At 46.1% G+C, this 15,904-nt stretch carries 13 protein-coding genes; 12 read left to right on the forward strand and 1 reads right to left on the reverse strand.

Features of this window, described 5'->3' with window-relative positions; genetic code table 11:
* Positions 1 to 105 precede the first annotated feature (105 nt).
* From R8O70_RS15160 to R8O70_RS15170, 3 genes are all read left to right on the forward strand, one after another.
* Positions 106 to 1,557 carry a sigma-54-dependent transcriptional regulator gene (locus R8O70_RS15160; RefSeq protein ID WP_064353911.1) on the forward strand — a complete coding sequence of 484 codons (1,452 nt, stop codon included), beginning with the start codon at positions 106 to 108 and terminating at the stop codon, positions 1,555 to 1,557.
* Positions 1,547 to 3,586 (forward strand): cache domain-containing protein, encoded by a 2,040-nt coding sequence (locus R8O70_RS15165; RefSeq protein WP_318184240.1) that lies wholly within the window; start codon positions 1,547 to 1,549, stop codon positions 3,584 to 3,586. The genes R8O70_RS15160 and R8O70_RS15165 overlap by 11 nt, the downstream gene beginning before the upstream one ends.
* A gap of 216 nt (positions 3,587 to 3,802) precedes the next feature.
* Positions 3,803 to 5,395 carry an ABC-F family ATPase gene (locus tag R8O70_RS15170; RefSeq protein ID WP_318184241.1) on the forward strand — a complete coding sequence of 531 codons (1,593 nt, stop codon included), beginning with the start codon at positions 3,803 to 3,805 and terminating at the stop codon, positions 5,393 to 5,395.
* A gap of 240 nt (positions 5,396 to 5,635) precedes the next feature.
* Here the strand turns inward: R8O70_RS15170 and R8O70_RS15175 are convergent, their stop codons facing one another.
* Positions 5,636 to 6,460 (reverse strand): formate dehydrogenase accessory sulfurtransferase FdhD, encoded by an 825-nt coding sequence (locus R8O70_RS15175; RefSeq protein ID WP_017820681.1) that lies wholly within the window; start codon positions 6,458 to 6,460, stop codon positions 5,636 to 5,638.
* 327 nt (positions 6,461 to 6,787) lie between these two features.
* Here R8O70_RS15175 and R8O70_RS15180 point away from each other — a divergent pair, with 327 nt between their 5' ends.
* The 9 genes from R8O70_RS15180 to R8O70_RS15220 all read left to right on the forward strand — a co-directional run bounded on the left by R8O70_RS15180 (position 6,788) and on the right by R8O70_RS15220 (position 15,704).
* Positions 6,788 to 7,252: a DUF3305 domain-containing protein gene (locus R8O70_RS15180; protein ID WP_005389514.1), complete on the forward strand. Its 465-nt coding sequence runs from the start codon at positions 6,788 to 6,790 to the stop codon at positions 7,250 to 7,252.
* Positions 7,242 to 7,871: a DUF3306 domain-containing protein gene (locus tag R8O70_RS15185; RefSeq protein WP_115385977.1), complete on the forward strand. Its 630-nt coding sequence runs from the start codon at positions 7,242 to 7,244 to the stop codon at positions 7,869 to 7,871. The genes R8O70_RS15180 and R8O70_RS15185 overlap by 11 nt, the downstream gene beginning before the upstream one ends.
* A gap of 308 nt (positions 7,872 to 8,179) precedes the next feature.
* On the forward strand, positions 8,180 to 9,841 hold the full coding sequence (locus R8O70_RS15190; RefSeq protein ID WP_053303070.1) for a 4Fe-4S dicluster domain-containing protein: 1,662 nt from the start codon (positions 8,180 to 8,182) through the stop codon (positions 9,839 to 9,841).
* Between the two features lie 9 nt (positions 9,842 to 9,850).
* Positions 9,851 to 10,477: a molecular chaperone gene (locus R8O70_RS15195; RefSeq protein ID WP_017820684.1), complete on the forward strand. Its 627-nt coding sequence runs from the start codon at positions 9,851 to 9,853 to the stop codon at positions 10,475 to 10,477.
* A 73-nt stretch (positions 10,478 to 10,550) separates the two neighbouring features.
* Positions 10,551 to 10,751: a twin-arginine translocation signal domain-containing protein gene (locus R8O70_RS15200; protein WP_005377542.1), complete on the forward strand. Its 201-nt coding sequence runs from the start codon at positions 10,551 to 10,553 to the stop codon at positions 10,749 to 10,751.
* A 10-nt stretch (positions 10,752 to 10,761) separates the two neighbouring features.
* Entirely contained in the window at positions 10,762 to 13,617 is a 2,856-nt protein-coding gene (locus R8O70_RS15205; RefSeq protein WP_005377539.1) for a formate dehydrogenase subunit alpha, read from the forward strand.
* 11 nt (positions 13,618 to 13,628) lie between these two features.
* Positions 13,629 to 14,237, forward strand: coding sequence for a formate dehydrogenase FDH3 subunit beta (gene fdh3B, locus R8O70_RS15210; RefSeq protein ID WP_005377536.1), 609 nt, complete (start codon positions 13,629 to 13,631; stop codon positions 14,235 to 14,237).
* 14 nt (positions 14,238 to 14,251) lie between these two features.
* Complete coding sequence (locus tag R8O70_RS15215; protein ID WP_104979173.1) at positions 14,252 to 15,304, forward strand: formate dehydrogenase subunit gamma; 1,053 nt, start codon at positions 14,252 to 14,254, stop codon at positions 15,302 to 15,304.
* The gene (locus R8O70_RS15220) at positions 15,288 to 15,704 is read left to right on the forward strand and encodes a membrane protein (RefSeq protein ID WP_017634907.1); all 417 of its coding nucleotides are present in this window, start codon (positions 15,288 to 15,290) and stop codon (positions 15,702 to 15,704) included. Before R8O70_RS15215 ends, R8O70_RS15220 begins: the two co-directional genes overlap by 17 nt.
* The last annotated feature ends 200 nt before the right edge of the window (positions 15,705 to 15,904 follow it).

Below are 15,904 nucleotides of genomic sequence, written 5' to 3' on the forward strand. Positions count from 1 at the left end.
TATTTGCATAAAAGTTTGCGTTGGTACAAAATGTCGCACTTTTTGTAGGGTATCTCTGTTTAAACTTGGTACACTCTGTCCCATCGAAATCCATCTGGGGTAAATATGTCTACTCAATCCCATCTTAGTACAAACCAACAATATAGCGCCTTTTCCGTACTGGTCGTCGATGATGAATTAGGCATGCAAGCCATCTTGAAAAAGGCATTGGGTAAGCTTTTTTCACATGTCGATACAGCTGGTAGCATCGAAGAAGCAGAACAACTGCGTAATTCTCGACATTATGATCTGATCTTACTGGATATTAATCTGCCAGGGCGTTCTGGAATTGAGTGGGAAGAAGCGTTTGAAGATGATGACAAACGTGCCGATGTGATTTTTATGACGGGTTATGCGGATTTAGAAATTGCCATTCGAGCGCTACAGCTCGGTGCTTCCGACTTTATCCTCAAACCATTCAACCTTGAGCAGATGTTAAAAGCGGTCAGTCGCTGTATGGATCGCCGTTTGAACGAACGCATGCAGTACGCCATGACACGCGATTACCAGCGTCACAATACCTCAGAGATCATCGGCGGCTCAGAAAAAACGCGTCTGCTTAAGCAACTTATTAACCAATTTGCACCATCACGCGCTTCTGTTTTGGTGGAAGGTGAGTCGGGTACAGGTAAAGAGCTAGTTGCACGAGGTATCCACCAGGCGAGTGGGCGAACGGGCCCGTTTGTGCCAATCAACTGCGGCGCGATTGCACCTGAGCTTTTAGAGAGTGAGTTGTTTGGTCATACATCGGGCGCGTTTACCGGTGCAAAAAAATCGCGTGAAGGTTTGTTCCGTGTTGCTAACGGTGGCACCTTATTTCTTGACGAAATCGGGGAGATGCCACTTGCAATGCAGGCATCATTATTACGTGTGTTAGAGCAGCGTACGATTCGCCCTGTCGGTTCAGAAAGAGAGATCAGTATTGATGTCCGTATCGTAGCGGCAACCAACCGAAACCTGCAAGAAGAGGTCAATCAAGGTAATTTCCGCAGTGACCTCTATTACCGTTTAAACGTTCTGAAAATTGAAGTGTGTCCGCTACGAGAGCGCAAAACCGACTTATTTGAGTTGGTGCCATTTTTCAGCAATATGCTGACGCGCGAGCTCGGTATGCCTGCGCCCAAATGGGCTCACGAGGATATGGAAGCCATGAGTGAGTACGATTGGCCGGGAAACATTCGTGAGCTGAAAAACTTGATTGAGCGTTGTATCTTGCTTGGCAAACCACCTGCACACTATTGGCGAGAGCTGAATGGCGGGCATTCACTGCCTAATGTATCGATTACTGTTTCTCACTCTGCTGAGTTACCAACCTTTAGAGAAGGCAAAGAATTTACTGGCGAAGGCTATCCAAACAGCTGGACGTTAAAAGAAGTCGAGAAAGCACATATTAAACAAGTCGTTAACTTGCATGAAGGCAATAAGTCTGCTGCTGCTCGTGACTTGGGCGTAGCTCGCAAGACCTTAGAACGTAAGTACAAAGAATGGGATTCTGAGGGTGAGGAATATGCCGACTAACGGCCCACAGCACAAAGGATTGTCAAAATGGACGCACCGTTTTAAAACCATGGTGCGTTATCGCTTGTTATTCTTAACCTCTGCGCCGATTTTCCTCACATTGTTAGCTCTGATCGGCATTACCATTTATTGGTCTATTCATTACACGTGGCAAAATGCGCTGCTTGATGTCTCGGAACGTCTTGGTGTTGCAAATAACAGTGTAACGTTGTTACAGCAAAAGCAAGCCAATTACGTGCGGGCGTTTGCCGATTCGTACGATTTCCGTATTCGCATTAATCAAGGAACGCCACAAGGTGACCTGCAAAAGTGGGTCACAGAGCAGAAGAAAAGATATGCTTTAGATTTTCTCTCTTTCCAACGCGTTAATTCCATGGAAAACAAATTCCGCTTTATGGATCTCACCAAGCGCGAATCGTTTTTTGATGTACTCAATAAAGAAGAACTCGAACGCCTCGATCCTGAACTCGCCAAACGAGCAGAAGTGCCTATTCTTGCTGATGGTGACAGGGAGGCGCGTGGGTTAGTCAGTCGAACCGTGATTCCGGTATACAGCCAAGTGAACGATTTGATCGGCTTTCTGGATGGTGGTTTGCTCCTTAACAATAGTACAGTGCTGGTGGATCAAATCCGCGATCTCATTTACTTAAGTGATAATGACCGCCTTCGCCCTGTGGGTACGTTGACGGTATTTCTCGATGATTTGCGTGTGAGCACCAACGTTCCTCTAGACAGCGATCATAGACTAGGGCGCGCCATAGGCACTCGCGTGAGCGCAGAAGTGTATAACCAAGTACTTTCGAAGGGTGAACAGTGGGTTGACCGAGCATATGTGTATGACGCTTGGTATATTACGGCGTATCAACCGATCAAAGACCAATACGACAACGTCATTGGTATGCTTTATACCGGTTACCTAATGTGGCCATTCGTTAAAGCCTACATGACCAACATTGCCGAAATCAGCTTGATTACGGTTATGTTATTGCTGGTTTCTGGCGTGATGGTATATCGCGGTTCTTATGATCTGTTTCGACCGATCGAACGCATTCACAAAGTGGTGAAGCAGGTCCAACAAGGTAAAGAAAAACGGATTGGCCCGTTAGGATTAGATGCCGATCATGAACTTGCGCAGTTAGCCAGACAGTTTGATGATATGTTAGACGCGCTAGAAGAGCGCAAAATTGAACTGAAAAACTCCGCAGCTCAACTTGAATGCAAAGTTCAAGAGCGTACGGCAAGCCTGAGAGAAAAAACCCAAGATCTTGAGCTGCATATTCAATTGCTTAACCAAACTCGCGACAAACTCGTTGTTCATGAAAAACTGGCAGCATTGGGAGAACTCACCGCGGGGATTGCTCACGAAATTAATAACCCAACCGCCGTGATTCTTGGCAACGTAGAATTGATCCATTTTGAATTGGGTGACGATGCAAGTCGAGTACAAGAAGAGATTGATGCGATTCACGCACAAATTGATCGTATCCGCAATATCACACGCAGTTTATTGCAATACAGTCGCCAAGGCGGTGTTCAAGATGAAATCACTTGGCAACATGTCAATCCTATCATTGATGAAAGCATCACCTTGGTTAAAACTGGCACCAAGAAACGCGACGTTGAGTTTGTGACTGACCTACAAGCGCATACGTCCGTTGAGATAAACCGTCACCACTTGCTACAAATCTTAGTTAATTTGCAAATGAACGCCATTCACGCAATGAGCGGTAAAGGCATGTTAACAGTAGTCAGTGAAGACTGGATTGACGAGGGCGAAGTGAAAGGAGCCGCGATTCATGTTATCGATGAGGGCTGCGGTATTAAACCAGAAAACTTGAGTCGAATCTTCTCGCCATTTTACACAACGAAACGAGAAGGCACAGGGTTAGGGCTATCGGTCTCCCAAAGTATTCTCAGCCAAACGGGTGGTGAGTTAAAAGCAGAGTCTGAATGGGGAAAAGGCAGTAAATTCAGTATTTATTTACCTAAAAAAGCCGAACTGATCCTAGAGGTGACGAACATCGCTTAGTCACTTTTTTGAAGTATTAATGGAAAAAGAGCCACTGACGATAGTGGCTCTTTTTTGTATTTGATGACGCATTTATGTTTACGCTTTTGCTTCTTAGAAACCTTACAATGATTTCACTTGGAGTGAATTAATAAAAACAACACTTGCAGTATGTAGCATGAACAAGTACCGTTGCCCGGTTTTTCTAAATACACCCCAATTGCTAAGGTAAAGGTTTTGATCTCCACAGCGAATATTACTCAACAATTCGGCGCTAAGCCGCTATTCGAAAACATTTCAGTTAAGTTCGGCGAAGGCAATCGCTACGGCTTAATTGGAGCTAACGGTTGTGGTAAATCAACCTTTATGAAGATCCTCAGCGGCGAGCTTGAGCAAACCAGCGGTAACGTAAGCTACGATCCAAACGAGCGCGTTGCAAAACTGAACCAGGACCAGTTCGCTTACGAAGAATTTACGGTAATCGATACCGTTATCATGGGTCATAAAGAGCTATGGGAAGTGAAGAAAGAGCGTGGCCGCATCTACTCACTTGCTGAGATGAGCGAAGAAGACGGCATGAAAGTGGCTGACTTAGAAGTTCAGTTTGCTGAAATGGACGGCTACATGGCAGAAGCCAAAGCGGGCGAGCTTCTTCTTGCTGTAGGTATCCCAATGGAGCAACACTTCGGTCTAATGAGTGAAGTAGCACCAGGTTGGAAACTTCGTGTGCTTCTAGCGCAGGTTCTATTCGCAGACCCAGATGTGATGCTTCTTGACGAACCTACCAACAACTTGGACATGGACACAATCCGTTGGTTGGAAGACACGCTAAACGCGCGTAACTGCACAATGATCATCATTTCGCACGACCGTCACTTCCTAAACTCAGTATGTACACACATGGCTGACTTGGACTACGGTGAACTACGTGTTTACCCAGGTAACTACGACGAGTACATGACGGCGGCTTCTCAAGCTCGCGAACGTCTACTAAACGACAACGCTAAGAAGAAAGCACAAATCGCTGAGCTACAAACTTTCGTTGCGCGTTTCTCTGCAAACGCATCGAAAGCAAAACAAGCGACATCTCGTGCGAAGCAAATCGACAAGATCAAATTGGACGAAGTGAAAGCGTCTAGTCGTCAAAACCCATTCATTCGTTTTGAACAGTCTAAAGAGCTGTTCCGTAACGCTCTGATTGTAGAAAACCTGAGCCAAGGTTTTGAAGAGGACTTGTTCTCAGACTTCAATGCAATTTTTGAAGTGGGAGAGCGCGTTGCGATCATCGGTGAAAATGGTGTGGGTAAAACAACACTTCTAAACACGCTTGCTGGTGTACTTGAACCGCGTGCTGGTGAGTTCAAATGGTCTGAAAATGCAAACATCGGTTACTACGCGCAAGACCACGCGCATGAGTTTGCAGAAGACATGAACCTAACGGATTGGATGGGTCAATGGCGTCAAGAAGGTGATGACGAGCAAGTCGTTCGTGGTTTCCTTGGTCGTATGCTGTTTGGTCAAGACGACATTAAAAAGTCAGTAAAAGTACTGTCTGGTGGTGAGCAAGGTCGTATGCTGCTTGGTAAGCTAATGATGCACAAGCCAAACATGCTGCTAATGGACGAACCTACCAACCACATGGATATGGAATCGATTGAATCTTTGAACACCGCGCTTGAGCAATACAAAGGCACGTTGTTCTTCGTCTCTCACGACCGTGTATTCGTAGACTCACTAGCAACGCGTATTATCGAAATCCGCGATGGTAAAATCACAGACTTTAAAGGCACTTACTCTGAGTTCCTAAAATCTCGTGGTGTTGACGCGTAATTACTCGCAAAGCGTTTAAAAAGCAAAAGCCTCGCTATTTAGCGAGGCTTTTTTGATATTTGGCCTTAATCCTTAAACTGACCGGTTATATACGCATAGAGCCCGACCACGCCAAAGGTAATAATCATAGAAAGCATGATACCGCTGGGCGTAAGCAGAAAATTCCACAATTGGTCATTATTCATAGTCCACATCCTCTGTGAATCCGCATTATTGGTTTTAGTTTACACTGAAAAGGTGTTATTGGTTGCCTTTTACATCAAATTCAACCTTGTCGGCTCCTGTAAACACTTGGAAGCGCAAACCTTTCGCACGCGCAATGGTTGTAATACCAAATTGCTTCGCTAGATCTAACCCCATTTGAGTAACGCCAGAGCGAGAAAGCAGAACAGGAATGCCCATTTGAGCCACTTTAATCACCATCTCTGATGTAAGGCGTCCAGTTGTGTAGAAAATTTTATCTTCACCTGTTTCTTCTTTGAGCCACATCTCACCTGCAAGTGTATCCACTGCGTTGTGACGGCCGACATCTTCCACAAATGACAACACTTCATTACCTTTGCAAACCGCACAGCCGTGTACTGCGCCCGCTTTTTTGTAGGTGTCGTTGTAATGAGTTAACGCTTCCAGCGCAGAATAAATTTCTGACTGCTTAAGAGGAACTTGAGGCACTTGATAATTTTCAAGCTGCTTCATCACGTTGCCATACATAGTGCCTTGGCCACAACCTGAGGTGACGGTTTTCTTTTTCAGGGCGCCTTCTAAGTGCTCAGTGTTTTCTTTAGTAATCACCGCTGCGGAATGCGTTTCCCAGTCAATAATAACGGATTCGATCGCGGCTGGATCGGACAGGAAGCTTTGGTTTTTTAAATAACCGAGTACTAGTGCTTCTGGACGCGAACCTAGCGTCATGAGCGTGACCACTTCTTTCCAGTTCAGCATGACCGTAAGAGGACGCTCGCAAGCGATTTGCTTCGTGAGCTTTTCGCCGTACTCGTCGTACACATCGACTTCAATGGTTTGCAGGGGATTTTCACTGGTTTTAATAATATTTGGTTTCAGCACAGTCGTGTCCTAGTGATTAAGAGCGTTAGGTTGCTACGCATTTAGCTTGCTAAGTGGTTAGCAAAGCAAATCTCATTCCAAAATAGCGGTTCCCACAGAAATTGCGAGGTTTTATGTCAACAATGCATTAAAACTGCGAGTTCGCAGTAATGACACATCAATACATTTGAGTTTCGTCTAGTTTGGTACTTATAGCCTGAGGGAGTATATAGACTAAGTTATATCAGTTTGGCGCGTTTATTGCTTCGAAGACAATAAAAATGGTCGAAAACGGGGGCAAAATGTCCTGTGTGTTTTCAGACCAAAAATAGAAAGACTGGGTGAGTTATGTCGGATAAGAAAGATTTCGAAAAAAATTACGAAAAGACTGAGGATACATGGCCAATCGGCGTAGAGCTTGTTGAGCATGAGATCAGTACAGGGATTTGGGTGACAACCCAATGGCAGTTGACAGGATTTGCGCTGAATCCGACGGAAGAGACTCCAGATGTTTGTCTGTTGCAATTACATAAAGACGAGCGTACAGACTACCGCTTTAACTTAAGCTCTCAGCAACCTAAACTCTTTTTAGTGATGGATAACGTCGAGTCTGGTGAAAAACCAGCGATACAGTTACTGACGGCTTCACAATCTGTTGCGGCGCAATATATGGATGGTGATAACCTTGTACTATCTAACGATATGCCGTTAGCCGTTCAGGCTTGGATGGAAGCCTTTATCGGTCGCCACGGTGAGTTGTTAGAAGTAAGACGTAAGAAACGCAAAGGAGCGGGCAGAGCAAATGGCAACTAGTTTTTTAAGCCGTTGGTCGAAACGTAAGTTAGAAGAATCTTCCCAACATGATGAAGAGATCACGCCGATAGCAGAGACGGCGCAATCCGAAGATAGTGTCACAGCGCTTTCAAACGCTGACGAAAGCTCAGATGCTTTGAACGTCAATGAGGATAGTCAGGCTCCAGACATTACCGCGAGTGTAGAGACTGAAAAAACCGAAGAAATGTCTGTGGCGCAACTGCTGGTTTCTGAAGCCTCAGAAAGCGTCAAGAAAGCTGCGCTGCGCAAAATGTTCTTGTCCGAAGAATTTAACGTGCGTGACGGCCTAGACGATTACGATGATGATTACAGTAACTTAAAGTCACTTTCTCAAGACGTCGCTGAGACGCTGCGTGATTGGGTTAAAGACAAAGTGGAAGACGAACCAGACGCTGAAACTGCGCAAGGGTCTGAGCTTAACGCTAACGATATCGCATCTGAGGTAGTTGAAGACGCAGAGTCAAACACCGACAAAAGTGGCCAAATTACTCAAGATGAAAATGAACTGTATATAAATACAGTTCCTGGCGAAAGTGATACTTTTGCTGAAGAATCACAGCCTAACGAGGTGAGACAAAATATACCACACAAAGAATAGGTACATTTTGACTAAACACTCAATGAGCCGGCTGAGACAAAATGTCTCAACCGGTTTTTTTATCCCTACTATTTGTCAGTAAAGTTGATAACCTATTGATTTTTAGTTGATATTTTATTGGCATGACACTTGCTATCTGTTGCTCAATACCAATCTGGTTGAAGTTAGTACGGACGCACTGCGTAGTATTCATCGCCTGTAGACGGCGGAATAAGAATGCTCATTGATAAGTTAATCAGCAGAATCTCCGGCGCTAACTACACTAAGAGATGGAAAAGACTATCCATGTTCATAAATGGAATTGAGCAATGCTGAAACAATTATTAGAACAAGCAACTTCCAATAACGGTAAAGCGAGGCTGTACGCTTTCGAAAATACCGTAGAGTTGACCAATCTTATTCCACCAACCGTAAGCTATGAAAGCGGCGGTAACACTTTGATTGTGGGCCCAACGGCAATCATCGAAAGTGCGGCAGTACAATTGTCGCAAATGAACAGCCTAACGCTGCTTTCTACCGATGGCGAAAAGGGCACAAATCCCGAGCTTTATTACGCCAATTCGGTTCAGGTTTCAGGGTTCTTAGGTACGTTTGAAGTTCTGATTGAAAATCATGGTTCGACCAACAATCTTGCCAAGGTCGCGATCAATAGCGATTGTTTCGATATCGTACTCGATCTTTGCCTTAACAGCTGCATGTCGGAAGAAGTCCCAGTACCGGGCTACTACCCAGTAGGTCGTGGCTATCCGAAACTGGCTGAAGCGTTGGAAGAGATTCCAACCTTAATGGGGACGTTCGATAAACCGAAATTCTTCCGTTTAGATACCGATTTATGTGCACACAGCTCTCGTGGCGTAAAAGGTTGCGAACGGTGTGTGGATGCTTGTCCGGCAGGGGCACTATCGAGTGAAGGCAGCGACAAAACGGGCCATCGCATCGAGATCAACCCATACCTATGTCAAGGCGTGGGTACTTGTGCTACAGCGTGTCCGACAGAAGCGATTCATTACGCACTGCCAAACCCTGAAGATACGCAAAAGTTTATTGAACGTACGCTCGCCAACTATGAGCAAGCGGGTGGTTTAGATCCTATCGTATTGATTTGCAGTTCTCGCCACGAGAGCTACAACGTGATGGCACTAAAAGCACTGCCAGATAATGTGATTCCAATTGTGGTGGAAGAACTGCCTTCGGTTGGTATTGATACTTGGTTCGCCGCGCTTGTGAATGGTGCTACTCAGGTGCTGTTTGCGGCTTCACGTTTTATGCCTCAAACCATTATTCGTGTGCTTAATAGCGAAGTAGGTATTGCTCAAGAGCTGCTCGGTCAGCTTGGTATCGCCAAAGAAACCATCGACATTCTGTATCTAGAGTCACTACGTGAAGGTGCTCCGACACTTTGTACCGAGTCTTTTGATTTGGCATTAGGAGACTTGCAAGGCAACAAACGTCAGCGTCTATTTACGGCGTTGGATGCGTTGTCCGCATCACGTATTCCAGTTGAGAACATTGTTGAACTTCCAGCGAACGCACCTTACGGCACAGTCTCTTGTGAAAGTAAAGGTTGTACGTTGTGTATGAGCTGTGTGGCGGTGTGTCCAACACGTGCATTGCATACGGACGGTCGATCTCCGTCGCTTAAATTCGTCGAGCAAGACTGCATTCAATGTGGGCTGTGCGAGAAAGCGTGTCCAGAGAAAGTGCTGACGCTTACTCCTCGTATGAACTGGGTGAAAGAAGAACGCCAGAAAGCGGTTGTGATTCATGAAGAAAAGGCAGCCGAGTGCATTCGTTGTCACAAGCCCTTTGCTCCGCAATCGATGATCGACATGCTACAAAACAAGTTACGCGGTCACTCTCATTTCTCTGATGAAGCGGCGATCAATCGTATCGCGATGTGTGAAGACTGCCGTGTGATCGACATGTTTGAGTCGATGGCAGAAGACCCAATGAAACAATTAAAATACTAGGAGCTCGCAGTGGACACACAACAAGAACAAACACTGAGAACAGACATTTATCTCGTTCTATCTGCACTTTTTCGTAGTGCGCCTAGTGATGAAATGCTGGCGTTCCTGAAATCGCTAGAAATTGAACCGTCTGAGAGCGCGATGCAAAAAGCTTGGCTCGCACTGCAACAAGCCGCGAACGAAGCGCAGCGAGAAGCGTTAGAAGAAGAATATCAAGATCTGTTTATTGGCATTGGACGTGGTGAAGTTGTGCCATTCGGATCTTGGCATCGCACTGGCTCGATGATGGAAAAACCGTTAGCGGAAATTCGTCGCGATTTGGATCTTTTAGGCATCGAACGAGAAGAGAACGTGAAAGAGCCTGAAGACCATATTTCTGCACTGTGCGAAGTGATGGCAATGCTGACAGGTGAAGAGGAAGAACTTCAACAAGCGGTGTTTAACAAACACATTGCTCCTTGGTTCCAATCTTTTACGCGCCAACTAGAGAGCGCCGAAAGCGTGAACTTCTACAAGCCAGCTGCACAGCTTTGCGATGCATTTTTAACGTTAGAGCAAGTCCGCTTTAGCGTGAACACCAAAAGCAGTAAGAACAAATTAAAAATTGATGTGAAAAACGTCACTGATTACGAGTAATCGAGCAGTACTTGGTCATATCGATAGAGAGGCATGAGTCTCCAAAGATCTACCGTAAGGTAAGGAAGCAATGATGAAAGATAATAAAGAAATAAACACAAGCCGTAGGGATCTCCTAAAAGGCTTCACAACCGCTGCCGTTGCCGGTGCTGTTGTTGCGGGAACCACGAAAGTGGCCGTTGCTTCAGAAACGGTTGAGCCTTCTGAAAACGACGTGAAGAAGAAAGGGTATCGTGAAACTCAACACATTCGCGATTACTACGACACACTTTAGGAGATAACGGATGAAACTTGTCAAACGCTCCGACAGTGTGAGCAAAGAAACGAACCAGCTTGGCGTATCTCGTCGTGCATTCATGAAAAACACTTCGCTTGCCGCTGGTGGCGCAGTGGTTGGTGCTAGTCTATTCGCACCGGGAATGATGAAAAAAGCGCAAGCAAAATCAGTCGATCCAGAAGCGAAAACAGAAGTAAAACGTACTATCTGTTCTCACTGTTCAGTGGGTTGTGGTATTTACGCAGAAGTTCAAAATGGTGTTTGGACGGGTCAAGAGCCTGCATTCGACCACCCATTTAACGCCGGTGGTCACTGTGCAAAAGGTGCAGCACTGCGTGAACATGGCCACGGTGAGCGCCGTCTTAAATACCCAATGAAGCTTGAAAACGGTAAGTGGAAAAAGCTTTCTTGGGATCAAGCGATCGAAGAAATCGGTAACAAGGTGATGGACATCCGTAAAGAGTCCGGCCCTGATTCGGTTTACTTCTTGGGAAGCGCAAAGCATAGCAACGAACAAGCGTATTTGTTCCGAAAAATGGCATCACTTTGGGGTACGAACAACGTTGACCACCAAGCGCGTATTTGTCACTCAACAACCGTGGCGGGTGTAGCGAATACTTGGGGTTACGGTGCGATGACCAACTCTTTCAATGACATGCACAACTGTAAGTCGATGCTATTCATTGGTTCAAACCCAGCTGAAGCACACCCAGTAGCGATGCAGCACATTCTGATCGCAAAAGAGAAGAACAACTGTAAGATCGTCGTAGCGGATCCTCGTCGTACACGTACGGCAGCAAAATCGGATCACTATGTCTCACTTCGTCCTGGTTCTGACGTAGCATTCATTTGGGGTGTGTTGTGGCACATCTTCGAAAACCAATGGGAAGATAAAGAGTTCATCCGTCAACGTGTATTCGGTATGGATGAGATCCGTGCTGAAGTGGCGAAATGGACGCCAGCAGAAGTTGAGCGCGTAACAGGCGTAAGCGAAGAAGACGTTTACCAAACAGCAAAACTGCTTTCTGAAAATCGCCCGGGCTGTATTGTTTGGTGTATGGGTGGTACTCAGCATACTACTGGTAACAACAACACACGTGCTTACTGTGTGCTTGAGCTAGCGCTTGGAAACATTGGTAAATCAGGCGGCGGTGCAAACATCTTCCGTGGTCACGATAACGTACAAGGCGCAACCGACCTTGGCGTGCTCTCTGACACGCTACCGGGCTACTACGGCCTTTCTGAAGGCGCTTGGCGTCATTGGTCAAAAGTGTGGGAAATCGATTACGAATGGATCAAAGGTCGTTTCGATGACAACGCTTATAGCGGTCAGAAACCAATGCACAGTGCAGGTATTCCTGTATCTCGTTGGGTTGATGGTGTACTGGAAAACAAAGACAACATTCGTCAACGCGAAAACATCCGTGCAATGTTCTACTGGGGACACGCAGTGAACTCTCAAACACGTGGTGTTGAGATGAAAAAAGCGATGCAGAAGTTGGACATGATGGTGATTGTGGACCCATACCCAACGGTTGCTGCGGTAATGAACGACCGTACCGACGGCGTTTACCTGCTTCCTGCAACAACACAGTTTGAAACACACGGCAGCGTTACCGCATCTAACCGCTCTCTACAATGGCGTGATCAGGTGATTGAACCTTTGTTTGAATCAAAACCAGACCACGAAATCATGTACCTGCTTTCGAAGAAACTGGGCTATTCCGATCTTCTGTTCAAAAACATCCGTGTTGAAAACAACCAGCCGGTGATTGAAGACCTAACGCGTGAATTCAACAAAGGCATGTGGACGATTGGTTACACAGGCCAAAGCCCAGAGCGTTTGAAAGCGCACCAACAAAACTGGCATACGTTCCACAAAACCACATTGGAAGCGGAAGGTGGCCCTGTCAACGGTGAAACCTATGGTCTACCTTGGCCATGCTGGGGCACACCAGAAATGAAACACCCAGGTACACACATTCTGTACGATACGTCTAAGACGGTTGCAGAAGGTGGCGGTAACTTCCGTACGCGCTTTGGTGTGGAATTTGAAGGCAAGAGCCTTCTTGCAGAAGACAGTTATTCGAAAGGCTGTGAAATCAAAGACGGTTACCCAGAGTTCACTGACAAGTTGTTGAAACAACTTGGTTGGTGGGACGACTTAACTGCTGAAGAGAAAGTGGCAGCAGAGGGTAAAAACTGGAAGACTGACCTTTCTGGCGGTATTCAGCGTGTCGCGATCAAGCACGGTTGTATTCCATTTGGTAACGCGAAAGCGCGTGCGATTGTTTGGACGTTCCCAGACCGTGTGCCACTGCATCGTGAACCACTTTACACACCACGTCGTGACCTTGTAACGGATTACCCAACTTGGGAAGACAAAGATGCAATCTTCCGTGTTCCTACGTTGTATAAATCCATTCAAGAGCAAGACAAATCGGGCGAGTACCCAATCGTTCTGACTTCTGGCCGTCTGGTTGAATACGAAGGTGGTGGTGAAGAGACGCGTTCAAACCCTTGGCTTGCCGAGCTTCAACAAGAAATGTTTGTTGAAGTGAACCCGAAAGACGCGAACGATCTTGGCTTTAGAGATGGTGATGATGTTTGGGTTGAAGGTGCAGAGAAAGGACGAATCAAGGTGAAAGCGATGGTAACACGTCGTGTGAAACCTGGTTTGGCGTTCATTCCGTTCCACTTTGGCGGTAAGTTCGAAGGTGAAGACCTACGCCCTAAATACCCAGAAGGTACACAACCTTACGTTGTTGGCGAATCGGCTAACACGGCAACCACTTACGGTTACGACCCGGTTACCTTGATGCAGGAAACCAAAGTAACCCTATGTAACATTCGTAAAGCGTAAGGAGTCTGACAATGGCACGAATGAAATTTCTATGTGACACCAAACGCTGTATCGAGTGTAACGGCTGTGTTACTGCATGTAAGAACGAAAACGACGATGCGCTTGAATGGGGCATTCAACGTCGCCGCGTGGTAACACTAAACGACGGTGAAGCTGGTGAAAACTCTATCTCTGTTGCTTGTATGCACTGTACCGATGCGCCTTGTATGGCAGTTTGTCCAGCTGATTGTTTCGAACATACCGAAGACGGCATCGTTCTTCACAATAAAGATCTGTGTATCGGTTGTGGTTACTGTTTGTTTGCTTGTCCGTTTGGCGCACCTCAATTTCCTAAACAAGAGGCGTTTGGTGAACGTGGCAAAATGGATAAATGTACTTTCTGCGCGGGCGGCCCAGAAACAGAGCCTGGCTCTGAGGAAGAACGTCAAAAATACGGTGCGAACCGTATCGCAGAAGGCAAGTTACCGATGTGTGCATCGCTTTGTTCAACCAAAGCGCTGCTTGCGGGTGACGCAGAGAAAGTCTCTGACATTTTCCGTCAACGTGTGGTAGAACGCGGCGCGAAAAACGCAGGTTGGACAGACGGAAACGATCTTTCTTACGATGCGACGAAAAGCTAAGTAAGGAGAGGCACATGTTAAACACGCTTAAACGTGCATCTCTAGCAATGCTGTCAATGATGACGGCATTGCTGCTGACTTTCGCAATGCCTACTTCAGCAGAGGAACAATCTTCTAAAGTTATTCAACAGGAGATCACGCAACTCGCCGGGGCAGACTATTGGCGCGAAGTCAGAGAGGGGCAAGAAGGCTACACCACGTCTCAATCGCCAGAACATGGCGTATTGATCAGTAAACCTGGTGAGACTTGGTACATTCTAAAAGAGAAATGGATGTCTCCTGCTGGTGCTATCGCGATTTTCGGCAGTATCGCGATGGTTATCATGGCTTACGTATTCGTTGGTCCTTTGATGCTTAGCAAGCCGCGTACTGGTAAAAAAATGAAGCGTTGGTCTCGTTTAGACCGCGCGCTTCACTGGAGTATGGCGTTTACATTCTTAACGTTGGCATTCAGTGGTTTGATGCTGGTTTACGGTAAGCACTTCTTAAAACCGTATGTTCCTACTGAGTTCTGGGGCTTTATCGTCATGTTGGCGAAGCAGTACCACAATTACATGGGACCATTGTTCTTCATTTTGCTGATGCTCGTGCTCTTTAAATGGTGGCGCAAGTCGATTCCAAACATGACTGATGTTCGTTGGTTCATGAAAATGGGCGGTATGGTTGGTAAACACAAAGGCACACATCCGTCAGCTGGTTTCTCAAACGGTGGTGAGAAGGCAATCTATTGGTTGTTAATCTTCTTTGGTGCTATCGCGGCAGTGAGTGGCTTAGTTCTGGACTTTCCTATCTTTGGCCAAACTCGCCGTGACATGGAGCTTTCTAACTTAGTTCATGCGATTTCGGCGCTGATTCTAATCTGTGGCTTTATCTTCCACATCTATATTGGTCTATTCGGTATGGAAGGTGCGCTAGAAGGCATGGTGACAGGTGAAGTTGATGAAACATGGGCGAAAGAGCATCACGATCTTTGGTATGAGGAAGTGAAGTCCAAAGAAGCGATGGGTGAAACAGATACGGCACAAACGGAAGTAAAAGGAGCGAAAGCGAATGAACAAACCTCATAACGGGATTTGGGTTGCGTACATCCTGAGCTGTCTGACCCCGTTTACGTTTCTGATCTCAGGCGTTATCGCAATTATCTATGCGGGTTACCGATTAGATAAGGGAGAAGACAGCGACGTAGTGATTTCTCATTACTACGGTTTAATTCGCACCTTCTTTCTCTACCTGACGTTTTTTGTTGTGTTGATCGTCACCGTCGCGACTTCTAATGGTGTACTCGTTGGCGTGAGTGATTATTGGTTGCATAGTACTTTGCTTGAAACCATCGCTTACTTTATTCCTTGGGTAGGGATGGTGTTTGCTGTATTAGCCATCTTGGTGTGGTTTATGCGAATGTTTCAAGGGATGCAGCAACTGCGCAATAACCAACCACACAGACCATCGACAGGTCCAAACCTTTAATCAATATTCTTTAAGCAAAACCGCCGTAACAGGCGGTTTTTTGTTGCTGTTTTGTCTCAAATATGAAGCGCTTAGTCGCAGGGGTGATACTTGATGCAACTTATTGAGTGAATTTACGTAACTGGGCAGGAAATCATAGTTAAGTAAGAAACATGTAAAAAAATCGCGTCACGATGAGACATTAGTCTCACTCACGCTAT

The organism is Vibrio sp. 779(2023), assembly GCF_033344285.1.
Classification (GTDB): domain Bacteria; phylum Pseudomonadota; class Gammaproteobacteria; order Enterobacterales; family Vibrionaceae; genus Vibrio; species Vibrio alginolyticus.

Excerpts from the sequence above, each read along its gene's own strand:
- R8O70_RS15180 (WP_005389514.1), top strand. The coding sequence starts at position 6,788 with ATGTCGGATAAGAAAGATTTCGAAAAAAATTACGAAAAGACTGAGGAT.
- R8O70_RS15205 (WP_005377539.1), top strand. The coding sequence starts at position 10,762 with ATGAAACTTGTCAAACGCTCCGACAGTGTGAGCAAAGAAACGAACCAG.
- R8O70_RS15220 (WP_017634907.1), top strand. The coding sequence starts at position 15,288 with ATGAACAAACCTCATAACGGGATTTGGGTTGCGTACATCCTGAGCTGT.
- R8O70_RS15165 (WP_318184240.1), top strand. The coding sequence starts at position 1,547 with ATGCCGACTAACGGCCCACAGCACAAAGGATTGTCAAAATGGACGCAC.
- R8O70_RS15200 (WP_005377542.1), top strand. The coding sequence starts at position 10,551 with ATGAAAGATAATAAAGAAATAAACACAAGCCGTAGGGATCTCCTAAAA.
- fdh3B (WP_005377536.1), top strand. The coding sequence starts at position 13,629 with ATGGCACGAATGAAATTTCTATGTGACACCAAACGCTGTATCGAGTGT.
- R8O70_RS15215 (WP_104979173.1), top strand. The coding sequence starts at position 14,252 with ATGTTAAACACGCTTAAACGTGCATCTCTAGCAATGCTGTCAATGATG.
- R8O70_RS15190 (WP_053303070.1), top strand. The coding sequence starts at position 8,180 with ATGCTGAAACAATTATTAGAACAAGCAACTTCCAATAACGGTAAAGCG.
- R8O70_RS15185 (WP_115385977.1), top strand. The coding sequence starts at position 7,242 with ATGGCAACTAGTTTTTTAAGCCGTTGGTCGAAACGTAAGTTAGAAGAA.
- R8O70_RS15160 (WP_064353911.1), top strand. The coding sequence starts at position 106 with ATGTCTACTCAATCCCATCTTAGTACAAACCAACAATATAGCGCCTTT.